The organism is Acinetobacter sp. ACNIH2 (assembly GCF_002934965.1).
GTDB lineage: Bacteria > Pseudomonadota > Gammaproteobacteria > Pseudomonadales > Moraxellaceae > Acinetobacter > Acinetobacter tandoii.
This window is the reverse complement of sequence record NZ_CP026412.1, coordinates 1,482,851-1,505,400: the sequence shown is the minus strand read 5'-3', so window position 1 is coordinate 1,505,400 and position 22,550 is coordinate 1,482,851. Positions and strand designations below refer to the sequence as shown.

The following is a 22,550-nucleotide window of genomic DNA, read 5'->3' as shown; positions in this document are numbered from 1 at the left end:
TGCCATCATGAGTAATAATCTGATCAATAGCTATGCTGCCCTACATGCAGGCGAGGCACTGGTCCCCTTTCAATTTGATGCAGGCGAACTTCAAGCCCATCAAGTTGAAATTAAAGTGGAATATTGTGGACTCTGTCATTCTGATGTTTCGGTGATTGAGAATCAGTGGGGCAATGCTGTTTATCCTGTAATCGCAGGGCATGAAGTGATTGGCACCATCTTAAGAATGGGTTCTGAAGCCAAAGGATTACAAATAGGTCAACGCATAGGGTTGGGTTGGACTGCGGAAAGCTGTCAATACTGTGATCAATGCGTGGCTGGACAGCCTGTATTATGCAGCAGTGGCAGCACTGCGACCATTGTAGGTCATGCTGGTGGCTTTGCCGATAAAGTCCGAGCAGCATGGCAATGGGTCATTCCACTGCCTGAAGATTTAGACCCTGAAAGCGCAGGGCCTCTGCTCTGTGGCGGGATTACCGTTTTTGATCCTTTACTCAAGCACAATATTCAAGCCACGCATCATGTCGGTGTGATTGGCATTGGTGGCTTGGGGCATATGGCAATTAAATTACTTAAAGCTTGGGGTTGTGAAATTACCGCCTTTACTTCAAGTCTGGACAAGACCGATGAACTTAAAGCGATGGGCGCAGACCATGTCGTAAATAGCCGCGATGTAGATGCACTGAAAACCCAACGAGGCAAATTTGACCTGTTGCTCAGTACGGTTAATGTCACGCTGAATTGGCCTGCTTATATCAGTACACTGGCACCAAATGGCACCATACATCTGTTAGGTTTACCACTAGAACCCATCAAGTTTAATGTGGGTAGTCTGATTGGCGGAGCAAAGTCAATCACAGGCTCACCTACAGGTTCACCTGCTGCATTACGTCAACTGCTCAAGTTCGCTGCACGTAAAAACATTGCGCCACAAATTGAATTGTTCCCGATGTCACAACTCAATCAGGCGATCGAGCGTTTGCACTCAGGCCAAGCCCGTTATCGGATTGTGCTTCAAGCCGACTTCGAATCCAGCACAACATAATCCAATTGTCGCCGAGTCCAATTCGCCAAGCATTCAATTGCTTGGCGGATCTCGGTGGATAATTCATGACCTGCATTTAAGCGTATGCAATTTTTATAACGCTGCTCTTCTCCAAAAACGATACCTGGCACAATGCTAATGCCTTGCTGTTGGGCATAACGATACAAATCCAAACTATGAATGGCTTCAGGCAACTGTAACCACAGCGCATAGCCGCCTTTGGGTTGATTCAAGCGAATGTCTATACCTGAAAAAGCCTGTATTAAAAATTGCCGATATTGCTCGACCTGTTGCATTAAACAGGGTTTTAAACGGTTTAAATGCTCTCGATAGGCGCGGCTATAAATCAGATCAGCCAAGCCCAATTGCAAGGGCGTATTCACCGCAACATGTCGAGTCAGAAGTTGTGCACGTAAATGGTTTAAACGTGACGGCATGCAAAACCACCCCACCCGATAAGCAGTAGATAAGGATTTGGAAACCGAACCACAGTAAATGACATAACCCTGTCGATCCCAGTATTGAATCGGCAATGGACGTTTTAAATCAAAACTGCATTCGGCATAAATATCATCCTCGATCACATAGCACTGATATTGAGCTGCCAACTGAGCAATTTTTTCCTTTTCTGCAGGGCTTAAACAAAAGCCCAAAGGGTTCTGAAAATTGGCGGTGAGTAAGCACGCTTTCGCCCCCGAATCACGCATCGCCTGTTCAAATCGGTTCAGGTCAAAGCCATTGGCATGCGCTGGAACTTCAACAATTTTACGATTCAGACTCGCCAACAATTGCAACTGCCCGTTAAAGTTGGGTGTCGGTACAATAATGCTATCGCCTTCTTGGGTCAGAGTTTGGATCACCACCGACAAAGCTGGCATGCAACCATTGCTGATATAAATATCTTCAGCTGCCATATAAATGCCATCTTCTGCCCAATGCGCCGACAATGCTTCTCTTAAACGTCGATGTCCCTGTTTATCACTATACAAAAAATCTTCAGGTTTACTGTGCTTCAGCGCACGTTGAATAGAACGGCGGAGTGCCTCTACAGGCACTAAATTTGGCGAAAGCTGAATAGATCCCAAATGAATCATTTGGTCATGAATGGAGGCCTCTTGAATTTCTATTTGTAGTTGTAAATTAGACACTTCTCGGGCAGTCACCGCAAAATCGACATGCTGTGGAACAGCGACTGCCAAAGCTTGTGGTTGCACAAAGTAGCCCGCTTGAGGCTTGGCCGTAATTAAGCCTTGCGCCTCTAATAGTTCATAACAACTTTTAGCCGTATTGAGACTGACCTGTTGCGACTGGGCAAACTGACGCAACGAACTCAAACGCTGCCCTGCTCCCAACTCTCCTGCATAAATTTTCTGTGCTAACTGGTGTGCCAAATCACGATACTGAATGCCCATTACTGTACTCATTTTTTAATATATTTTGTATCTGTAACCAAGAATACACCTTCCCTATGCTAGGCGTACAGTTCATTTTTACTTGGGGAAAATCAACATGTATCGTTTTAGCTTGGTCGCACTCGCACTGTGTCTTTCCGCTTGCCAACCGAATACCTCCGTTTGGCAACAGCAACGTGATTTTATTTGTCAGTCTTTAATTGAAGGTTTTTTAAAAGCGTCTGGACAGCAGAATTTTGAGCTCGCGCAGAAAAGTGATGTCGTGGACAGCGTCATCCCGCAGCGCCTGTTTAGCTATCAATCTGGCTCAACACGCACCACCTTAATTGGTGAAACACAGCGAAAAGAGTTACGCTTTGTCTGTTGGAACGACGCACAGCATTTTGCGATTGCTCAACATGATCAGAACCGAGCACCACGACAAGCCTTGCTCACTGTACAGCTTCACTTGCCTAAAACTACAGATAAATTGCAAGTTTCTGCGCCAAAAACTCGATGAACAAGCGAACCCGTTTAGGTAAGTGTTCTTGTTGATAGTACACCGCATGGATTTTTTGATATTGCAGTTCAATCTGATCTTCAAACAGCGCCACCAAACGTCCTGCACGGAGATCATCTTGAACCAAAAAACGCGACAAACAGGTAATCCCAACACCGTTCAGCACCAACTGACGTACGGTTTCCCCATTCGATGCCTTGATTTTTGGATGAATATTAAGAGGTTGTCCCTGCAACATTAAGGGCCAAGTATTTAAATGTGTAGGCTGGGTAAAACCGATCAAGGGGTGCTGCAACAACTGCTCAGGCTGGTTGGGCGTGCCATGTTGGGCTAAATAATCAGGACTGGCCACAATATATAGGCGGCTACGGCACAACAGTTTGGCATGTAAGCTGGAATCATTTAACTCGCCAAAACGAATCGCCACATCGGTTTTATGTTCCAGTAAATCAATAATCTGATCGTGATTATTCAATTCAATTTCAATTTTCGGATATTGCTGCATAAACTCTTGAATCAGTGGCACAATCACATGCAGCACAAAGGGCGTCGCAGAATCGACCCGAATGAGACCTGAAATATCATGATCAGATTTTAATAAAGCATCTTCAGCTTCGGTCAAATCATTCAAAATCTTACGCGATTTTTCCAGAAACAACTGCCCTTCTTGCGTCAGTTTCAACTTGCGCGTAGTCCGTTCCAACAGGGTCACATTGAGTTTGCTTTCCAAGCGCTGCAAGGCACGACTAACACCCGATGTGGTTTGTCCTAATTGCTCCGCAGCTTTCACGATCGAGCCACTTTCGACAATCTGAACAAAAGCATTTAATTCTTCAATGGTCGATTTCATCGTCATTTTATTGATTATTGGTCAACAATATTTTGCAAATTCCTAGATTTTTCCACAACAGTTATTTCAGCAAAATAGCTCCATCTTTAAAAAAGTTCGGTTGAGAAAAACATGATTGTTCCAAAAATGGGAATGGGTACCTTTCGCTTGACGGGTGCAACAGTAATTGACGCGGTTCAGACTGCACTTGAGGTCGGCTATCGTGCCATTGATACGGCACAAATTTATGGCAATGAAGCTGAAATTGGTCAAGCCATTGCCAACAGTGGTGTACCACAACATGAATTATTTTTGACCACCAAAATTTGGACTGAAAATTACGCTCCAGAGCAATTGATTCTGAGCTTAAAACAGAGCCTACAAAAATTAGGCACGGATGCTGTGAATTTGACTTTAATTCATTGGCCTGCCCCACTACTGGGCATTCAAATTGAGGAAGTCATGCAAGCCTTGCTGCATGCCAAGCAATTAGGACTGACCGAACATATCGGTATCTCAAATTTTAATATCGCCCTAACCCAACAGGCAATTAACAGTATTGGACTCGAGCATATTGCCACCAATCAAATTGAACTGAGTCCTTATTTACAAAATCGCCCCTTGGTTAGTTATCTGCAACAGCAACAGATTGATGTGACCTCTTACATGACTTTGGCCTATGGCAAAGTGCTGCAAGATCCTGTCTTAAAGACTATTGCCCAGCAAATCAATGCCAGTCCCGCGCAAGTGGCATTGGCATGGGCGCTGCAACAAGGTTATGCCGTCATTCCATCTTCTACACAACGGGCACATTTGTTGGCAAATTTAAAAGCACAAGATTTACAGCTCACTCCTGAACAGATACAGGCAATTACTGAGCTCGACCGAAACTCACGTGAGGTAAACCCTGAACAACTCGCTCCCGAGTGGGATTAGGGCTATCAAATGAAAATGAATTACCCGTTATTGGCGTTGGCAATAGGCGCCTTTGCCATTGGGACGACTGAATTTTCCCCCATGGGCTTTTTACCTGAAATTGCCCGTGATCTGAGTATTTCTATTCCACAAGCAGGTATGCTCATCAGTGCCTATGCGATTGGGGTGATGTTGGGCGCCCCGCTGATGACACTGTGGTTTAGCCGCTATTCCAAACGGCGTGCCCTGATCCTGCTCATGGTCATTTTCACACTAGGCAACCTGCTGGCTTATTTTGCCAATAGTTATTCGAGCTTAATGCTGGCACGTATCTTGACCAGCTTAAATCATGGTGCTTTCTTTGGCATTGGTTCTGTAGTTGCCGCCAGTGTGGTACCCAAAGAAAAACAAGCCAGTGCCGTTGCTGCCATGTTTATGGGGCTGACTCTGGCCAATATTGGCGGCGTTCCCTTTGCCACTTTGGTCGGGCAACATATTGGTTGGCGCATTGCTTTTCTGGGAATCACGCTACTCGGGGTGATCACCATGCTGTCTCTCTGGAAAGCACTTCCCGAAGGTCAAGCCAGTGCTCGACCTAATATTGCTCAGGAACTCAAAGTACTCCGTCGTTTACCTGTGGTTTTGGCATTATTGACCACAGTCATGAGCTCAGGCGCAATGTTCACACTGTATACCTACATTGCACCCAGTTTGCAAAACTTCACTCAAGCTACACCCAGCCTGATCACATTCATGTTGGTTCTGGTTGGGATTGGCTTTTCAATTGGCAATCATCTGGGGGGCAAATTCGCAGATCACTCACTGGATCGGACGCTATTGGGTTTTCTCAGCCTACTCAGCATCATGATGCTACTGTTTCCGCTACTGGCGCAAACCGCCATTGGGGCAGCGATTGCATTAACCCTTTGGGGAGCAGCCGCATTTGCAGTGGTTCCCCCTTTACAAATGCGCGTCATGTCAGTTGCGCATGAAGCCTCTGGACTTGCCTCTTCGGTCAATATTGGCGCCTTTAATTTAGGCAATGCCTTGGGTGCACTGGCGGGTGCCAGCGCACTCAGTTTTGGACTCAGCTATACGGCGGTGGCATGGATCGGTGCACTATTAAGTGGTCTAGCCTTGCTGTTGGTCGGCTTACAAAAAATGTTACTAAACAAACAGCTTGTACAAAGCCAAATACAGAAAATAGAGCCTCAATGTCTTGAACACTAAATCCATGTCGATTTTAACATCATATTGACTAGCGCAATGCGATTGGCAAAGCTGCATAATTCCGCGGTTTTGCCAACTCATCCTTCATTTTTAACAACATTTGATACGGCTGCTGCTCGACAAATAAATTCACAGCGCTTAGCGGAATAGAACCGTCAGGATCAGCATAGCCATAGGTCGAGACTTTCACTTTCTGTTTCCCCAGTTTCTGAAAAGTCCAATCACCTTCATAACGGGTTAAACGCACATAATTTGGATTCAACGGATAGCCTTGATTCACAGCCTTGTTTTGAATATGAATCATGCCTTGAGCATCTTTGCTCATTTTCCCCTTTACCACCAAGTCTCGGTCTTTTAAAGGAAAGGGAAAATCCAGCACCATATACAACAGAAACTCGCCTTTGCTGTCATCGCGAGATAAGACTTTGACGCTGCCCATATAAGGCACCCATCTTGGCGCTTGTTCCACATCCAAAATCAGGGCAGCGGCCTTTTCAATCGGCACATCAAAATGAGTTTCGGCTTTATACAACACCACAGGGTTTGTACTATTTTGATAGGTCCAAACTTTAATATTCTGCTTGTTAATACTGAGTTTGGCATTGTCGATAGACTTGGCCTGTGCTGTAGCCAATAAGGCTACAGCACAGCAAGTGATCAGTTTTATTTTCATTTAATTCAGCTTCTTATTTTAATTTTATGCAAATGTTTTCGCAAATTCAGGCCGTGTTTTACACCTGAATATCGTTAAAACCAAGCACATCTTTCATGTCATATTTACGTGCTTCACGCCCAACCACCCATGCTGCGGCACGAACTGCACCCGAAGCAAAATTCATTCGGTTGGTGGCTTTGTGAGTAATTTCTACACGCTCACCTTCACCAATAAACATTGCAGTGTGTTCACCCACAATGTCACCGCCACGAATGGTTTGAAAACCAATGCTTTGGCGTTCACGTGGACCAGTATGGCCTTCACGGCAATACACAGCATCTTGTTTCAAGTCGCGACCTAATGCATCTGCAATGGCTTCACCCATCATTAAAGCAGTACCTGATGGAGCATCAACTTTATGGCGGTGATGCGCTTCAATGATTTCAATATCAACTGTATCGCCAAAGACTTTTGATGCCAGTTCCAATAATTTAATCGATACATTCACGCCTACAGAATAGTTGGCTGCATAGACGACTGGCGTATGAGTTGATGTTTCATCAAGAAGTGCTTTTTGCTCATCATTCATGCCAGTGGTGCCAATGACCATGGCGACACCCGCTTCACGGCAAAGCTTCAAGTGCTGTTCGGTGGCAACAGGCGCAGTAAAATCAATCACCACATCACATACAGGTAAAATTTCTTGCAGACTGCCCACAATCTTCACACCAATGTTGCCAATGCCTGCAAGCTCACCTGCATCTGAACCGACTAAACTGCTTTCTGGTCGCTCAACTGCAGCAGCCAGTTGATAGCCCGCTTGTTGTACCGCCTGAATCAGAATGCGACCCATACGACCGCCTGCACCCAATACCCCAATACGTGGACTTGTAGACATAATCCGTTCCTAATCTCGAATTTAAAATTGCCTTTACTATAGCAAAACTCTGGAACACGACTAAGTTGTAATCTAATTTTTTCGCAAAAATCTTGGTTGAATCGATTTAAACTTCAAATTGCCCAATCTCAACGCATCGAGATAGTGAAGAATTAGATCATGGCGTAGGTTTATATCGAAAAAAATCTTTAAAAATGAAAATGAAGCCTCTCTTTTTTCACACAATTTACATCTTGCTTACGCAGACTAGCCATCACGAATCATCAAGATAAAAATTGTCAGGAGACTTTCTATGCATTCGAAAAAAATAATACTCGCTTTACTGTGTACTGTTGCTGCTCATGTGTATGCTGAACCTGCTGCCCAATCTGGCGACAGCATTGACAGTTTGGCAGGGGTTAAAATTATGACCACCGTTAATGGTCAACCTGGAAGCCTTGCCGAACGTGTGGCAACGAATGCTACTCAAACATCCGCGAGTGCAACGCAACAATCTGTTGAAGAAACGGTGAGTATTGAAGCGATTGATGCACCTATCGCACAATAAAACAGACATAAAAAAAGGGCATGTTTTACACGCCCTTTTTTTATTACTTTGAATTAGTCAAACAAACGATCAAAGAATGACTTTTTCTTTGGTGAAGAGTTATTGTCTTCACCATCTAAAGTCACTTGCAGTTCTTTCAACAGTTCACGTTGACGAGCCGTCAAGTTCACAGGTGTTTCCACCACAATACGGCAGAGTAAATCACCCTGCATGCTGGTACGTACAGGTTTAACCCCTTTGCCACGTAAACGGAACATTTTTCCAGTTTGCGTACCTTCAGGAATTTTCAAACTTACACGACCTTCTAGCGTTGGAATCTCAATCTCTTTACCCAAAGCAGCATCAGCAATGCTTACTGGTACATCCATATACAGATCTGCACCATCACGTTGGAAAATTTCGTGTTCACGTACCACAACTTCTACATAGAGGTCGCCAGATTGACCATCACGAATGGCTTCACCTTTACCGCTTAAACGCACGCGATCGCCATTGTCTACCCCAGCTGGAATCGTCACTTCTAGGGTTTGCTGACGGTCAGAAACACCCGAACCATGACATTTCTGACAAGGGTTCTTAATAATTTTACCTTGTCCACGACATGTACCGCAGGTTTGCTGTACTGAGAAAAAGCCTTGCTGCATACGCACTTGACCTGCACCATGACAGGTTTTACACGTTTCAACATCATTCGGGTTTTTAGAACCTTTACCGTCACAGCTCTCGCATGGTGCTGGCGCAGTAAAGGTAATGGTCTTTTTCACCCCTTTTACTGCTTCTTCTAAAGTGAGTTCCATAACATAACGTAAGTCAGAACCACGGCGCTGACGCTGTTGACCACGACCGCCACCACCAAAAGCACCACCGAAGATATCACCAAACTGGCTGAAAATGTCTTCTGCACTAAAACCGCCGAAGCCACCACCGCCACCACCAAAACCGCCTTCAAATGCGCCATGTCCCATACGGTCGTACATGCTGCGCTTTTCGCTGTCGGAAAGAATTTCGTAAGCTTCAGAGGCTTCTTTAAATTTCTCTTCTGCTTCAGGGTTGTCTGGGTTACGGTCTGGATGATATTTCATCGCCAACTTACGGTAGGCTTTTTTAATTTCATCATCACTAGCGGTTTTAGCGACACCTAAAACCTCATAATAATCACGTTTAGCCATAGCTGGCGATGCTCCTCACGGAATTTCATTTCATACTGAATAATGCTCTGAAATTGGGGGTGAAGCGTGATTTTACAAGGGCAAAATGTTAAAAAATTTACAAATTCTAGAAAACTGCTTTATTTTTTATAAACTTAGAAAGGCCTTTAATCCAAGCATTGAGCAAATATAAAAAGGCAATCAATGCGAATACCACACCTGCAACAGTACAACCTGTAACCCAAAGTGCGCTATTCCAAGTGAAAAAACATAAAGGAATAAACCACAATGCAGCAAATAAACTGAGTACGGTATAAATAATGATATTTCGCATAACCCAAAGGGCTTGCGCTTGTAACCAGACTTCAGTGTCCACTTGGGTTACTTTACGGGCAAACCAATAAGCAAAAATACCGCTGATGACGGTAAATAATGCCAAAAACATGAAGACATAAGAAATCGCGATAGAGCGGCGATACTTGGTTAAACTGTCTTGCTTCATGTGCGATTAAACCTCATTACTACATCTTTGTTTTTTTTAATATGTAGCAAAATTCCTAAACTGAAATTTAATAAAAATATAAGGTGCTACTATATTGAAATTTTCAAACTTTCGCACCTGATATTACTAAAATATTTTGTACTAAACGGTCTTTTTCACCTTAAACCATTGTGCATATAAAGCGGGTAAAAAGAATAGTGTGAGCAAAGTCGCAACTATTAGACCACCCATAATCGCCACCGCCATCGGCCCAAAGAAAATACTGCGTGATAATGGAATCATGGCCAAAACTGCGGCCAGTGCAGTTAACAAGATTGGACGGAAACGGCGTACTGTCGCTTCAATAATTGCCTCCCAGATGGCTTGTCCTGTGGCACGATCTTGTTCAATTTGATCAATCAAAATCAAGGAATTTCGCATGATCATGCCTGAAAGGGCAATTGTGCCCAGCATCGCCACAAAACCAAACGGCTTATTAAACAACAGCAAGAATAATACTACACCAATTAAACCAAGCGGTGCCGTGAGCAAGACCATGGTGGCGCGGGATATACTTTTAAGTTGAATCATCAGTAAGGTCATGACCACAGCCAAGAACAGTGGCATGCCCGCATTCACTGACTTTTGCCCGCGGGCCGATTCTTCGACTGTGCCTCCAACTTCTAACAAATAGCCCGCAGGCAATTCTGCACGGACTTGCTGCATGCGATCTGACAATTCAGCCACCACCGTTGCTGGTTGTAATTTGGTCCGAATATCCGCGCGTACCGTAATGGTCGGTAAGCGATTACGGTGCCAAATTAAACCCTCTTCAAAACGATATTCAATTTTGGCAATCTGAGCCAATGGTACGAAAGTCCCTTGGGTAGTCGGTACAGCCAAACTGGCGAGAGATTCAACACTCAAACGCTCTGCCTCATCACCACGTAACCGAATATCAATTAACTCGCGCTTTTCACGGTAGGGATGCAATACAGCGCCCTGAATTGAACTATTCAGAAAATTGGCTAAATCTACGCTCGAGACTCCCATTTGGCGGGCACGGTCTTGATCAATCTGCAATTGAATAATCTTGCTGGGTTCACCCCAATCCAAGTGCACATTTGTGGTATTTGGATTCTCTCCCACTACAGCAGCAACTTTTTGCGCCCATTGGCGAACCGAATTAAGATCCTCTCCCGAAATACGGTATTGAATTGGATAACCTACCGGCGGACCATTTTCCAATAAGGAAACCCGTGTCCGCACTTCAGGTAGTAATTGACGAATTTGCTGTTCCAGAGAATGGCGAATGTCATTGCGATCATCCAAAGAAGATGCGAGAACCACAAACTGAGCAAAACTGGCTTGGGGTAATTGTTGATCTAAAGGTAAATAAAAACGTGGCGAACCTGTCCCTACATAAGCCACATAATTTTCAATTCCCTGTTGTTTCGAAAGAAAATGCTCGACCTTTTTCACTGCCGCCTCTGTGGCTTTAAGAGAAGCGCCTTCTTCAAGTTTTAAATCTACCAAAATTTCAGCGCGGTTTGATGGCGGGAAAAATTGTTGTGGCACCAATTTAAACATCAACACTGAAAGCACAAACATACCCAAGGTCGTGGCAATCACGGTTTTACGATAGGTCACACACCAGTTTACCCATGCACGAAAACGTTGATAAAACTGGGTCTGATAAGGATCATGTTCAGTACTATGCAACTTGATGGGCTGTGGCTCAGGTTGTTTTCTGAAACGAGCCCAAAGCCTTTGATACCAAGGTGCTCTAGTTGGTTGCTGCTGAAAATCAGGCAATAACTTATCGCCTAAATAAGGGACAAACAGTACCGCAGCAAACCAAGACACAATTAAAGCAATGGTCACCACCTGAAAAATGGAACGGGTATATTCTCCAGTGCTAGAAGCGGCTGTGGCAATCGGCAAGAATCCTGCTGCGGTAATTAAAGTCCCCGTCAGCATTGGAAAGGCCGTGGTTTTCCATGCAAACCCCGCGGCTTGCAAGCGACTATAGCCTTGTTCCATGCGTATAGCCATCATTTCGATGGCAATAATGGCATCATCGACCAATAAACCGAGGGCTAAAATCAGTGCACCTAAAGAAATTTTATGCAGTCCTACATCAAATAAATTCATGCCTGCAAAGGTCATAGCCAGTACCAGCGGAATGGAAAATGCCACCACCAAGCCAGTACGAAAACCCAAAGAAAAGAAACTTACCAACAATACAATAATCACGGCCTCAGCCAAGACTTTCATGAATTCATGCACACTGCGTTCAACCGCAACGGGCTGATCAGAGACTTTTTCTAGCTGCATCCCCAAAGGTAAGCTTTTCTGTAAGGTTGCAAACTCGGCCTGCAAGTTTTCCCCCAAAGCCAGAATATCTCCCCCCTTACGCATCGAAACCGCAATCCCAATGCCATTTTCACCCATAAAACGCATGCGTGGCTGGGCAGGTTCACTAAAGCCACGGTAAACCTCTGCCACATCCCCCAGTTGAATGGTTTGACCATTCACCAATAAGGGCATTTTTTTCAGATCTTCGACGTTATGCAACTGACCGCTCACGCGAATTTGAATGCGATCGGTCTGAGTTTCAAAATAACCTGCGCTAGCTATGGCATTTTGTTGCTGCAAAGCCTGCTGAATCGCAGTGATAGGAATGCCCAGTTGCGTGGCTTTAGTATTGGATAAATCAATCCAAATTTTCTGGTCTTGCAACCCAATCAGATCGACCTTGCCCACATCTTGAACCCGCTGTAATTGCAGTTGTAAGCGGTCGGCATATTCTTTGAGTACCGCATAGTCAAAGCCCTTGCCAGTGAGTACGTAAATATTGCCGAAGGTATCGCCAAACTCGTCATTAAAAAATGGGCCTTGTACATCACTCGGTAGTTCATGCCGAATGTCATTGACTTTTTTACGTACGTCATACCAGACATCAGGAATTTGTGCAGAGCGCAACGAGTCTTTCGCGAAAAAAGTCACCAACGACTCGCCTGGACGCGAGTACGCCATAATGCGCTCATAATTGCCCGTACTCATGAGTTCTTTCTCAATACGGTCAGTCACTTGCAGAGACACTTGCTTCGCTGTTGCACCTGGCCAATAGGTTTGCACCACCATGACTTTAAAGGTAAATGGCGGATCTTCGCTTTGCGACAACTTAGAATAGGACACCATGCCGACGATGCCTAGCAAGATCATGAAATACAGGATTAAGCCTTTATTTTTTAATGCCCATTCTGACAGGTTGAAATTCATGATTTCGCTCCTGTCGTAGACTTGGTACTAGACAGTTGCACTGCACGATTTTCCCGATCGATCGGGCGAATTTTTTGCTGCTCTCTTAACAGGTGTACACCACCCACCACAATATAGTCTTCAGGCTTTAACCCAGACAATACAGGTACGCTGTCACGCCCGTAAGCACCTAAGGTGACAGCAACTTTATGGACACGTGAGTCTGGATGCACCACCCAAACAAAGGCCTGCTGCTCATTCGCAGACACACTGGATAAGGGCACACTTAAGATATTGTGCTGCAAACTGCTAAAAAAGACTCGTGCACTTTGCCCCAACTGAATGTCTTGGCTCTGGCTCTTTAAGGCAACTTTCACACTAAAAGTACGCGACTGATCCGCTGCTGGGGAAATTTCACGCACATAAGCTGCAAATTTATCTTGTGGTTTTGACCACAAAGTCACCCATGCTTCCTGCCCAATGCGTAAATCATTAATGGCTTGTTCAGGTACACCAATGACCACCTCACGTTCGCCTGCAATCGCCAATTGATAAGCCGCTTGCCCTGCTGCAACCACCTGCCCCACTTCAATATTACGTGCGGTAATCACACCACTTTTGTCTGCAATAAGCTGATTGTAGCGAGTCTGGTTTTGACTGACTTCATAGTTGGATTGCGCCTGTTTCAGACTGGCCAATGCAGCTTGATACTGATTATTCATCGCATCATATTGCGAACGACTCACGGCGTTCATCGGCAATAATTGCTTAAAACGTGTTAGCTCTTGTTCAGCCACTTTCGCTGCTGACTGAGCACTTTCCAATTGTGCGCGGGAAGCATTTAATTGTAATTGAGCATCTTTCACGTCCAGCTTTGCCAAAACCTGCCCAACCCGAACCTGATCACCAACATCGACAAAACGTTGCATAACCTGCCCAGACACCCGAAATGCCAAATCCGTTTGTTGTCGAGCTTTGACTTCACCCGCATAACTTTTTTGTTGAGTTAAAGAGGTGGAAGGTTGTACCACCATGACAAAAGGGACTTGTTCTGTTGTCGTCTGTTCTCGATTACACCCCCAAAGGGTCAAACTGGATAAAATTATAAGACTGGCGATTAGGGTCTTGGCAAGGTTCATTCGTCGTGCTCTTATCTAAATGTCATTTTTAAGGCAAAATACTATGCTGTTCTTTGAACAATTTTTAATTAATATACCATGCGGTACATTAATTAAAAGCCCTGTTTGAAGTAAATGTCTTAATTAAGCGAAAGTGGAAAATTTTGTGCAAACGAATGTCGGTCGGCCCAAAGATTTAGAAAAGCATAAGCAAATTCTGCTAGCTGCTAGAAACCTGTTCCTCAAATATGGCTATCATGGTTCGAGCATGAATCAAATTGCCCAAGAAGCTGGGGTCACCAAGCTAACGATTTATAATCATTTTCAGGACAAAGCCACGCTTTTTACCTGTGCGATTGAACAAACCTGCGAAAATTTAATGGAAACACGTCCCTTTGAATTGAATGCAGACAGTGATTTTCTTGAGGCTTTTGCTCAAGCTTGCCAAATCGCATTAAACATTGTGTACCTACCCGAAGCAGTGAAGTTGGAACATTTGCTGATTGAACTGGCTGCCGAACAAAATCCCTTAGCATTACAGTTTTATAATGCATCCCATCAAAAAATGTGTGATGGCTGGGAAGAGTTTTTTCAGCAAGCTGCCACCTTGGGTTTTATTCAACATGGGGATGTGGAACAGCAACGCCTATTGCTACTGTCCTTACTGCTTGGACTACGTCATTTAGAAATTTTACTGGGTGTACGTGCTATTCCAACCTCTCAACAACAGCAGGAAATCATCCAACAAAGTATCGAACTGTTCATGCTGAAATATGGCTCGCATGCCTAGTGCCTCTTTTCCTTGATCCTTCCAACGCCATTCCATTATCCAATTGCTAGTTTTATCAACAAAAGCTTGCGACTTTTGTAGCCCTGCTACTTGGCATTCGATTAAATCGGGGTATAGTCAAAAAGAATAAGAACTGGAGAATGGAAAATGATTCAACAAATTGATGCTCCACTACGCGAAGACGTACGGTTACTTGGTAATTTATTAGGGGAAACCTTAAAACAACATGCCGGGCAAGATTTGTTTAATCAGATAGAACAGATTCGAGCACTTGCCAAAGGTGCACGTGATGGACAAGTTGAAGCCGAAAAACAACTAGAGCAGCTCTTTCTCAGTCTAGAAGATGATGAGATTCTTCCGCTCACCCGTGCATTTACGCACTTTTTGAACTTTGCCAATATCGCCGAACAGTACCATGTGGTACGTAGCCGTCGCCAAAGTGAATTTGATCCTGAAGCCCCATCACCAAATCCACTCAATCATCTGTTCCAAAAATTCAAAACCCATCAAGTCTCAGCAGAACAGCTCTATCAACAACTGTGTGAACTTAAAATTGAACTGGTGTTGACCGCACACCCTACAGAGGTGAGCCGTCGTACCCTCATTCAAAAATATGATGGCATTAATGACTGTTTATTCAAATTCGATCAGCAAAAACTCACCCCGCGTGAACGCCAAGCCGTACTAGAAGACTTAAAACAACTGATCTGTTCTGCATGGCAAACCGATGAAATTCGTCAACATCGTCCGACCCCTATCGATGAAGCCAAATGGGGTTTCACCACCATTGAACAAACCTTGTGGAATGCAGTACCCAAGTTCATGCGTGAACTGGATAGGATGGTAGAAGAACATTGTGGACAACGTTTACCGCTACATGTGGCTCCCGTGCGTTTTGCTTCTTGGATGGGTGGTGACCGTGATGGCAACCCGAATGTCACCCACAATGTGACCCAAGAAGTGCTGTGGTTGTCACGCTGGAAAGCGGCTGACTTATATTTACGTGATATTGAAGACCTACGTTGGGAATTGTCGATTCAAAACTGTAGCAATGAATTGGTTCAGGCTTTGGGAGCACCTCATCCTGAACCTTATCGTGAATATTTACGTGACACTCGCGAGCGCTTAAAAATCACCCGAGAATGGTTGGCCCATAAGCTTCAGGGACAAGATCAGGTCTTGGATGACAGTCGCATCATCAAAAGTAAACAGGAACTATTACAGCCTTTATTACTCTGTTATCGCTCTCTCATGTCGTGCAACCTACCTGAAATTGCCAATGGAAAATTATTGGACTTTATTCATCGGGTCAATTGCTTTGGTATCGAATTATTAAAGTTGGATATTCGTCAGGAATCAGGGCGTCATCGCCAAGCCATTTCCGCTATCACCGAATATTTAGGTTTAGGCAATTTTGAAACTTGGACGGAACAAGCCCGTCAAAACTTCTTATTACAAGAATTACAAAGCAAACGCCCGTTGCTGCCAAAACATTTGAATGAGCCTGAGCAAAGCCTGATTCTACACCCCGATGTACAAGAAGTGTTTGCCACCATGCGGACCTTGGCAGAACAGCCTGCTGAAAGCCTCGGTGCCTATATTATTTCCATGGCGGAATATCCAAGTGATGTCCTTGCTGTTCTACTCTTACAAAAAGAAGCTGGCATTCAACAGCCTTTACGTGTAGTTCCCCTATTTGAAACTTTGAAAGACTTGGATGGTGCGGCACATACCATGCAAACCCTGTTCAATATGCATTGGTACAAACAGCATATTCAGGGCAAACATGAAGTCATGATTGGTTATTCAGACTCGGCCAAAGATGCTGGCTTTATGTCTGCCAACTGGGCGCAATACCGTGCGCAAGAAGAGTTGACTGCCATCGCCAAACAACATGCGGTCCAACTGACCCTGTTTCATGGTCGTGGTGGTTCTATCAGTCGTGGCGGTGCTCCAACCCAACAAGCGTTATTTTCTCAGCCTCCAGGTTCGATTTCTGGTGCCATTCGCGTCACCGAACAAGGCGAAATGATCCGTTTTAAATTCGGACTGGAAGGCATTGCGCTACAAAATCTGGAAATTTATACCGCAGCCACACTGGAAGCAACCTTACTTCCACCGCCAGAGCCGAAAGCCGAATGGCGTGAACTGATGCATCGCATGACTGACCTTTCGGTACAGGTTTACCGTCAAACGGTACGTGAAAATCCGCACTTTGTGAAATATTTAAGAACCGTCACACCTGAACTGGAACTGCAAATGTTGCCATTGGGTTCTCGACCTGCCAAACGTAAAGTCAGTGGCGGGATTGAATCCTTACGTGCTATTCCGTGGGTGTTTGCCTGGACGCAAATTCGTCTGATGCTCCCCGCTTGGTTAGGCACAGGTGCGGCTATTAATCAAGTGATTGAACAAGGACATAAAGCAACCTTAGAGGACATGTTGCAGCAATGGCCTTATTTCCAAACCCTGATCGATATGTTGGAAATGGTCCTGTCCAAAGCTGATGGACATGTGGCTTTATACTATGAAACCCACTTGACCCAAGATGAAGACTTAAAAGCTCTAGGCACAACATTGCGCCAACGTCTACAAGATGCAGTGGGAACCCTGCTCACCTTAAAAGATGAATCCAAATTGCTCAGCAGCAACGAAGTTTTGGATCAATCGATGCGGGTTCGTAAACCTTACTTACTGCCTCTACATTTGCTGCAAGCAGAACTGATGAAACGACGTCGCTTATATCTGGCAGAACGTCAAGCTGAACATACCCCAGTCGATCATGCCTTAATGGTCAGTATTGCAGGCATTGCAGCAGGTCTTCGCAATACGGGTTGATGTAGGTATTCTCAATTGGCAACTCAGCCGTGTGCTGGGTTGCCAAAAACAGCATTTTGTTTGAATCGATTGGCAAAATATTTCTTGTTATGTCTATTTTTCAGATTTTTTTGAGCATGGTTAAATTTTTTTTGAAAGATTGATAAAAAAAATTTATCGCTAAGCAAAGCGAATAAACAGCGTTTATTGACTATAATTCATAGAATAATATATTGATTTATTGTTAATTTAAAAATCAAAACATTTTACCACTTGGTATAAAATTATTATAAATCATAGTTCTACTTAATCTAAAATTAAAAATCAATGATTAAATCACTCGAAAAGAAAGAGTATGATGTGCACAATTTATTTTTAAAGCGATCAATTTATGTCCAATTGGTTTCCCAAATGGCGTCCTTATACAGGCAATGTCGAGACGCAGCCTGTCGGCACAAACGAGTATCTTCCGCCTGTACAAAGTGCTGTGTTGGGCATTCAACATGCCTTTGCCATGTTTGGTGCGACAGTTCTTGCCCCATTCTTGATGGGTTTTGACCCCAATCTTGCGATTTTTATGTCGGGCATCTGTACCATTCTGTTTTTTTTAATGACAGGTGGACGTGTTCCAAGTTATCTCGGCTCAAGCTTTGCTTTTATTGGCGTGGTCATTGCTGCCACAGGTTATGCCGCTTCTGGAACGGGTGCACCGAATGCCAATTTAGCCGTCGCTGCTGGCGGAATCATGGCATGTGGCGTGTTGTACGCACTGTTTGGTCTGATGGTCATGGCAACGGGAACCCAATGGATTGAAAAACTCATGCCACCAGTAGTAACTGGTGCTGTGGTGATGATTATTGGTTTAAATCTGGCACCTGTGACAGTAAAAGGTGTAGCGGGCAATCCCTTTAATATGTGGATGGCGCTGGTGACCGTGCTTTGTATGGGTTCGATTGCTGTCTTCACCAAAGGCCTATTGCAACGCTTACTGCTCTTAATCGGCTTATTGCTGGCGTATCTCCTCTATTTCATCGTTTCGAATGTCATGGGATACGGTACACCTATTAATTTTGCCCCAATTCAACAAGCAGCGTGGTTTGGCTTTCCAACCTTCCATTCGCCACAGTTTGATGTGAATGCCATGTTGATTATTGCTCCAGTAGCGCTAATTTTAGTGGCAGAAAACTTAGGTCATATTAAGGCAGTCAGTGCCATGACGGGTGAAAACTTAGACCCGCAAATTGGTAAAGCCTTCTTGGCAGATGGTGTTGCAACAACGCTTTCTGGCGGTGTTGGTGCACCAGGTATGACCACGTATGGTGAAAACATTGGGGTGATGGCTGTTACGCGCGTTTACTCCACCATCGTTTTTGTGATTGCGGGTGTGTTTGCTATTTTCTTGGGGCTATCTCCAAAGTTTGGCGCCATTATTCATACCATTCCCACTGCAATCCTCACAGGTGCTTCAATTGTGGTCTTTGGTTTAATTACCATTGCGGGTGCCAAAATCTGGATTGAAAACAAAGTCGATTTTTCTAAAAATAAAAACCTGATGGTTGCAGCAGTGACCATTATTTTAGGTACAGGTGATTTTGCCTTGCAGTTCGGCAATTTCAATTTGGGCGGCATTGGAACGGCTACCTTCGCAGCCTTGGTTTTAAACTGGTTCTTCAGCTTAAAAGATAAAAGCGAATAAATATTGCTCCATTTATAGCAGCCTACGGGCTGCTTTTTTTATATTTTCAGGCTTTAACATTGCCTCTTGTCAATCAAGTTTTTAAGATGGAAAGCTCAATATAAGATGAATTTATGGCTATGCGCCTCGACTTTTTTGACTTAACGTTATTCTTGAATATTGTCGAAACAGGCAGTTTCACTAAGGGTGCTGAACGTTCTGCAATCTCCTTACAAGCCGCCAGTGAACGGATTAAAAAACTCGAACAACAGTGCTCTGTCTCGCTGTTTACCCGCCATGCCACTGGCGTCAAACTCACACTGGCAGGTCAAATGTTTAATCAACATGCCCAAACTTTAATTCAACAACATCAGCAACTTGAACAGGCAATGCAGCCTTTTTCTCAACGACAACATCGCAGCATGACCCTGTGGTGTAATTCTTCAGCTCAGAGTGAATATTTACCTTTGGTTCTACCTGCTTACTTAATGGAAAATCCGCATTTGCATATCGAATTGCAAGAAGCAGAATCCAATGACATTATTCAAGCTTTAAGCAAAGGGATCGCACAACTGGGCTTAATCTCGAGTTTTTTTAATGCTCAAACCCTACAAACCCTAGAGTTTGCAGATGATCCTCTGGTATTGATCTGCCCACGCCACCATCCTTTAACCCACCATCCTGAACTAAGCTTGGTTGATACCTTGGAACATGCCTTTGTCGGATTAATGCAATATCACTCCTTACAGCAATCGATTGAAGCACAAGCCAAATTACTGGGCTATAGCATTCAGTATCGTCTTCGTCTTCCTAATTTTGGTGCAATTGCACAGGTCGTTGCCAATGGCGTTGGCATTGCCATCATCCCAAAACGGGCTGCCCAACGCTTACAACAGTTGTACGCATTCCAGCAAATTCAATTAAAAGGTGCATGGGCAAACCGAAAGTTACTATTGGCTGCACAAAATTTTGATGCCTTAAGTTTAGATTATCAACATTTTAGTCAATATTTAATTCAACAACGTCCTCAGCTTGACAGCTTAACCAACACAATTAATGACTAAGCAGCATATACCCCCCCAAGGTAATCAAACCACAGAAAAAGACTTTGCGAAATTTCTGCTCTGCAATTTTATAGCGTATCCGCGTGCCCAACCACATACCGAGTAAGGCAGGAATCAATGCCAGAACAGACCATAGATAATCAATTTCGAGGTGAGCCACAGGATTCTGCTGTAAAAATATAGCCAAACACATGGTCGATACGGTAAATGCCAGACCTAGAGATTGAACCAGATCATCCCGCTGTAAATGTAAAGACTGCAAATAAGGCACCACGGGAATGACTACAACGCCAGTTGCCACAGTCAATGCCCCACCCAAATACCCAATCAATGGAGATAAGATCCAAGCATAACGCGACAAGTTTGGTATTTGTTTAGCAACTAAACCATATAAGCCGTAAAGCAATAACATGGCGCCTAAAAGCGCTTCACTATGAAATTCACTTTGACCTAGGCGGGGAAAAATACTCCAGATTGAACCGACAATAATTCCCAACAAAAGCGTCCAGAATCGTGCTAAAACCCGCAATACCTGCCCTTCAGCAAATAACTGCCAAATATTGGTAACCATAGAAGGTACGATCAGCAATGCTGCTGCTTGATAAGGGCTAATCAACATGGTCAATAGTCCCATCGATACGGCAGGCAAACCTAAACCAATCATGCCTTTTACCATCCCTGCCAACAGAAAAACCACCACAATAAAACTCAGCACTGCTCTCTTCCTTAAAACATCCCAGTGCTATGCTAAGGCGCTTCAGTACAAAGAAAAATCAGGCTTTTTTGTACTAAGCCTCAGGTTTTTCCTGAGGCTTACTCAAAGTTGGCATATCTAAAGTATAATTTGCATAAACAAATAAAGATGAAATAGACATTGCACCTTACGGTTTAGGCGCAGTTAATTGGAATAAGGCGGCATGTTTGCCATCTTCTATTCCCCAAATTGAACCATCCTCTGCTTCAACCAAACCACGAATTCGCTGTTTCATGGCTAAACGTTGTACCTCTTGTACAGGCACAGTTTGCGTATCTACCACAATAATTGCTTGTGAAGATAAGCCACCAATGAGTGCTTTATTGGTCCATTTCGGGAATTTAGAACCTCGATAGAACATTAAGCTCGATGGAGAAATGACTGGAGTCCAACTAATCTCAGGAGCTTGAAACTCAGGACGAGTCGTATGATCAGGAATATCTCGCCCACTATAATGATCACCATTCGACACAATCGGATATCCATAGTTTGCAGCTTTATAAATACGATTTAACTCATCACCACCACGAGGTCCCATTTCAGCAACCCAAAGCTGTCCTTGTGCATCGAACGCTATCCCCAAAGGATTTCTGTGTCCTAGAGTCCAAATTTGAGCCGCAATCGGACCTTGAGCTATAAATGGGTTGCCTATTGCTGGCGAACCATCATCATTCAAGCGCAAAATTTTACCTAAATTGCTCTGTATATCTTGTGCAGGCTGAAACTTCTGTCGTTCGCCTGAACTAATCCATAATTTTCCTGCTGAATCAAAGGCCAAGCGATGTGCATAATGACCTTGTCCCGAAACTTTAGGTACTTGTCGCCAAATCGGTTGTAAGTCCATTAATCGTGGTTGATTGGGTAGCTGCTCATCTAAAACAGCACGCACAACTACTGCACCATAGCCACCCTGACCTTGTTCGGCATAACTGAAATAAATTCTATGATTCTGCTTAAAATCTGGATGCAGCACCACATCGCCCAAACCACCTTGGCCACCATAGGCAACCTGCGGAACGCCCTCTACAGCTATTTTTTGCTGCGTTTGGGGATTAAACACAAACAGCTTCCCTGCTTTCTCAGTAATCAATAAGCGCTGATCGGGCATGACTGCTAATGCCCAAGGTTCATTGAATTCAGTTATTTTTTTAATTTGATAAGGTTGTGAAAGTGGAGCAATTGCTGCTTGTTGGTGTTGTTCATCGACTGTTTTATCTTGTGCATGACAAGCGGAAATAGACACTGGGCTGAGAAAGCTTAGCCACAAAAGGAAACCACATTTTGAATACTTCATCATGCTCTCACTGTTTGTCTTATTTCTATTCAATCTAACCAAACTCTCTCCTGATAAATAGATTCAATATGTAGCATTCAAACCTATTTAAGCGTGACTCTCTGTCAGCCAAAAC

General features: G+C 44.1%; 19 protein-coding genes. 9 read left to right on the top strand and 10 right to left on the bottom strand.

From position 1 onward, the window contains the following. Positions 1-7: 7 nt before the first annotated feature. Positions 8-1,045 (top strand): NADPH-dependent aldehyde reductase Ahr, encoded by a 1,038-nt coding sequence (ahr, locus tag C3F34_RS07010; RefSeq protein WP_044738828.1) that lies wholly within the window; start codon positions 8-10, stop codon positions 1,043-1,045. On the opposite strand, the gene C3F34_RS07005 is transcribed toward ahr, so the two are convergent. Next, entirely contained in the window at positions 1,015-2,457 is a 1,443-nt protein-coding gene (locus tag C3F34_RS07005) for a PLP-dependent aminotransferase family protein (protein WP_044738827.1), read from the bottom strand. The two genes, ahr and C3F34_RS07005, sit on opposite strands and share 31 nt — an antisense overlap. Positions 2,458-2,554: 97 nt before the next feature. Here C3F34_RS07005 and C3F34_RS07000 point away from each other — a divergent pair, with 97 nt between their 5' ends. Continuing rightward, positions 2,555-2,956: a hypothetical protein gene (locus tag C3F34_RS07000; protein ID WP_044738826.1), complete on the top strand. Its 402-nt coding sequence runs from the start codon at positions 2,555-2,557 to the stop codon at positions 2,954-2,956. Here C3F34_RS07000 and C3F34_RS06995 read toward each other — a convergent pair. Further along, positions 2,916-3,806, bottom strand: a complete 891-nt coding sequence (locus C3F34_RS06995) for a LysR family transcriptional regulator (protein ID WP_104442306.1) — start codon at positions 3,804-3,806, stop codon at positions 2,916-2,918. The genes C3F34_RS07000 and C3F34_RS06995 overlap by 41 nt on opposite strands. Positions 3,807-3,917: 111 nt before the next feature. Here C3F34_RS06995 and dkgB point away from each other — a divergent pair, with 111 nt between their 5' ends. Together dkgB and C3F34_RS06985 are read left to right on the top strand one after the other, a co-directional pair. Further along, the gene (dkgB, locus tag C3F34_RS06990) at positions 3,918-4,721 is read left to right on the top strand and encodes a 2,5-didehydrogluconate reductase DkgB (protein ID WP_104441311.1); all 804 of its coding nucleotides are present in this window, start codon (positions 3,918-3,920) and stop codon (positions 4,719-4,721) included. Positions 4,722-4,730: 9 nt separating this feature from the next. Continuing rightward, positions 4,731-5,930: an MFS transporter gene (locus C3F34_RS06985; RefSeq protein WP_104441310.1), complete on the top strand. Its 1,200-nt coding sequence runs from the start codon at positions 4,731-4,733 to the stop codon at positions 5,928-5,930. Between the two features lie 28 nt (positions 5,931-5,958). On the opposite strand, the gene C3F34_RS06980 is transcribed toward C3F34_RS06985, so the two are convergent. Together C3F34_RS06980 and dapB are read right to left on the bottom strand one after the other, a co-directional pair. After that, positions 5,959-6,603 (bottom strand): START domain-containing protein, encoded by a 645-nt coding sequence (locus C3F34_RS06980; RefSeq protein WP_104441309.1) that lies wholly within the window; start codon positions 6,601-6,603, stop codon positions 5,959-5,961. Between the two features lie 58 nt (positions 6,604-6,661). Further along, a complete protein-coding gene (dapB, locus tag C3F34_RS06975) occupies positions 6,662-7,483 on the bottom strand; it encodes a 4-hydroxy-tetrahydrodipicolinate reductase (protein WP_104441308.1) in 822 nt (273 codons plus the stop codon). 292 nt (positions 7,484-7,775) lie between these two features. On the opposite strand from dapB, the gene C3F34_RS06970 reads away from it, so the two are divergent. Continuing rightward, positions 7,776-8,030, top strand: coding sequence for a hypothetical protein (locus tag C3F34_RS06970; protein WP_052662049.1), 255 nt, complete (start codon positions 7,776-7,778; stop codon positions 8,028-8,030). 53 nt (positions 8,031-8,083) lie between these two features. Here C3F34_RS06970 and dnaJ read toward each other — a convergent pair whose 3' ends face one another. The 4 genes from dnaJ to C3F34_RS06950 all read right to left on the bottom strand — a co-directional run bounded on the left by dnaJ (position 8,084) and on the right by C3F34_RS06950 (position 14,062). Continuing rightward, on the bottom strand, positions 8,084-9,199 hold the full coding sequence (gene dnaJ / locus C3F34_RS06965; protein WP_016168924.1) for a molecular chaperone DnaJ: 1,116 nt from the start codon (positions 9,197-9,199) through the stop codon (positions 8,084-8,086). 106 nt (positions 9,200-9,305) lie between these two features. Then, the gene (locus tag C3F34_RS06960) at positions 9,306-9,680 is read right to left on the bottom strand and encodes a hypothetical protein (protein ID WP_016168925.1); all 375 of its coding nucleotides are present in this window, start codon (positions 9,678-9,680) and stop codon (positions 9,306-9,308) included. A gap of 141 nt (positions 9,681-9,821) precedes the next feature. After that, complete coding sequence (locus tag C3F34_RS06955; protein ID WP_104441307.1) at positions 9,822-12,944, bottom strand: efflux RND transporter permease subunit; 3,123 nt, start codon at positions 12,942-12,944, stop codon at positions 9,822-9,824. After that, entirely contained in the window at positions 12,941-14,062 is a 1,122-nt protein-coding gene (locus C3F34_RS06950) for an efflux RND transporter periplasmic adaptor subunit (protein WP_104441306.1), read from the bottom strand. The genes C3F34_RS06955 and C3F34_RS06950 overlap by 4 nt, the downstream gene beginning before the upstream one ends. A 145-nt stretch (positions 14,063-14,207) precedes the next feature. Here C3F34_RS06950 and C3F34_RS06945 point away from each other — a divergent pair, with 145 nt between their 5' ends. The 4 genes from C3F34_RS06945 (at position 14,208) to C3F34_RS06930 (ending at position 20,387) form a co-directional block, all read left to right on the top strand. Further along, complete coding sequence (locus C3F34_RS06945) at positions 14,208-14,831, top strand: TetR/AcrR family transcriptional regulator (RefSeq protein ID WP_016168928.1); 624 nt, start codon at positions 14,208-14,210, stop codon at positions 14,829-14,831. 147 nt (positions 14,832-14,978) lie between these two features. Further along, entirely contained in the window at positions 14,979-17,669 is a 2,691-nt protein-coding gene (gene ppc, locus C3F34_RS06940) for a phosphoenolpyruvate carboxylase (protein WP_104441305.1), read from the top strand. Between the two features lie 370 nt (positions 17,670-18,039). Next, entirely contained in the window at positions 18,040-19,344 is a 1,305-nt protein-coding gene (locus C3F34_RS06935) for a solute carrier family 23 protein (RefSeq protein WP_104441304.1), read from the top strand. Between the two features lie 119 nt (positions 19,345-19,463). Next, positions 19,464-20,387 (top strand): LysR family transcriptional regulator, encoded by a 924-nt coding sequence (locus tag C3F34_RS06930; RefSeq protein ID WP_104442305.1) that lies wholly within the window; start codon positions 19,464-19,466, stop codon positions 20,385-20,387. On the opposite strand, the gene C3F34_RS06925 is transcribed toward C3F34_RS06930, so the two are convergent. Both C3F34_RS06925 and C3F34_RS06920 read right to left on the bottom strand, forming a co-directional pair. Then, positions 20,377-21,063, bottom strand: a complete 687-nt coding sequence (locus tag C3F34_RS06925; protein WP_416333162.1) for a sulfite exporter TauE/SafE family protein — start codon at positions 21,061-21,063, stop codon at positions 20,377-20,379. The two genes, C3F34_RS06930 and C3F34_RS06925, sit on opposite strands and share 11 nt — an antisense overlap. Before the next feature lie 205 nt (positions 21,064-21,268). Then, the gene (locus C3F34_RS06920; protein WP_104442304.1) at positions 21,269-22,435 is read right to left on the bottom strand and encodes a PQQ-dependent sugar dehydrogenase; all 1,167 of its coding nucleotides are present in this window, start codon (positions 22,433-22,435) and stop codon (positions 21,269-21,271) included. Between the last annotated feature and the right edge of the window lie 115 nt (positions 22,436-22,550).

Excerpts from the sequence above, each read along its gene's own strand:
- C3F34_RS06925 (WP_416333162.1), bottom strand. The coding sequence starts at position 21,063 with ATGGTAAAAGGCATGATTGGTTTAGGTTTGCCTGCCGTATCGATGGGA.
- C3F34_RS06960 (WP_016168925.1), bottom strand. The coding sequence starts at position 9,680 with ATGAAGCAAGACAGTTTAACCAAGTATCGCCGCTCTATCGCGATTTCT.
- C3F34_RS06985 (WP_104441310.1), top strand. The coding sequence starts at position 4,731 with ATGAAAATGAATTACCCGTTATTGGCGTTGGCAATAGGCGCCTTTGCC.
- C3F34_RS06995 (WP_104442306.1), bottom strand. The coding sequence starts at position 3,806 with ATGAAATCGACCATTGAAGAATTAAATGCTTTTGTTCAGATTGTCGAA.
- C3F34_RS07000 (WP_044738826.1), top strand. The coding sequence starts at position 2,555 with ATGTATCGTTTTAGCTTGGTCGCACTCGCACTGTGTCTTTCCGCTTGC.
- dkgB (WP_104441311.1), top strand. The coding sequence starts at position 3,918 with ATGATTGTTCCAAAAATGGGAATGGGTACCTTTCGCTTGACGGGTGCA.
- C3F34_RS06955 (WP_104441307.1), bottom strand. The coding sequence starts at position 12,944 with ATGAATTTCAACCTGTCAGAATGGGCATTAAAAAATAAAGGCTTAATC.
- C3F34_RS06920 (WP_104442304.1), bottom strand. The coding sequence starts at position 22,435 with ATGAAGTATTCAAAATGTGGTTTCCTTTTGTGGCTAAGCTTTCTCAGC.
- ahr (WP_044738828.1), top strand. The coding sequence starts at position 8 with ATGAGTAATAATCTGATCAATAGCTATGCTGCCCTACATGCAGGCGAG.
- C3F34_RS06930 (WP_104442305.1), top strand. The coding sequence starts at position 19,464 with ATGCGCCTCGACTTTTTTGACTTAACGTTATTCTTGAATATTGTCGAA.
- C3F34_RS06950 (WP_104441306.1), bottom strand. The coding sequence starts at position 14,062 with ATGAACCTTGCCAAGACCCTAATCGCCAGTCTTATAATTTTATCCAGT.
- dapB (WP_104441308.1), bottom strand. The coding sequence starts at position 7,483 with ATGTCTACAAGTCCACGTATTGGGGTATTGGGTGCAGGCGGTCGTATG.
- C3F34_RS07005 (WP_044738827.1), bottom strand. The coding sequence starts at position 2,457 with ATGGGCATTCAGTATCGTGATTTGGCACACCAGTTAGCACAGAAAATT.
- dnaJ (WP_016168924.1), bottom strand. The coding sequence starts at position 9,199 with ATGGCTAAACGTGATTATTATGAGGTTTTAGGTGTCGCTAAAACCGCT.
- C3F34_RS06980 (WP_104441309.1), bottom strand. The coding sequence starts at position 6,603 with ATGAAAATAAAACTGATCACTTGCTGTGCTGTAGCCTTATTGGCTACA.
- C3F34_RS06935 (WP_104441304.1), top strand. The coding sequence starts at position 18,040 with ATGTCCAATTGGTTTCCCAAATGGCGTCCTTATACAGGCAATGTCGAG.
- ppc (WP_104441305.1), top strand. The coding sequence starts at position 14,979 with ATGATTCAACAAATTGATGCTCCACTACGCGAAGACGTACGGTTACTT.
- C3F34_RS06970 (WP_052662049.1), top strand. The coding sequence starts at position 7,776 with ATGCATTCGAAAAAAATAATACTCGCTTTACTGTGTACTGTTGCTGCT.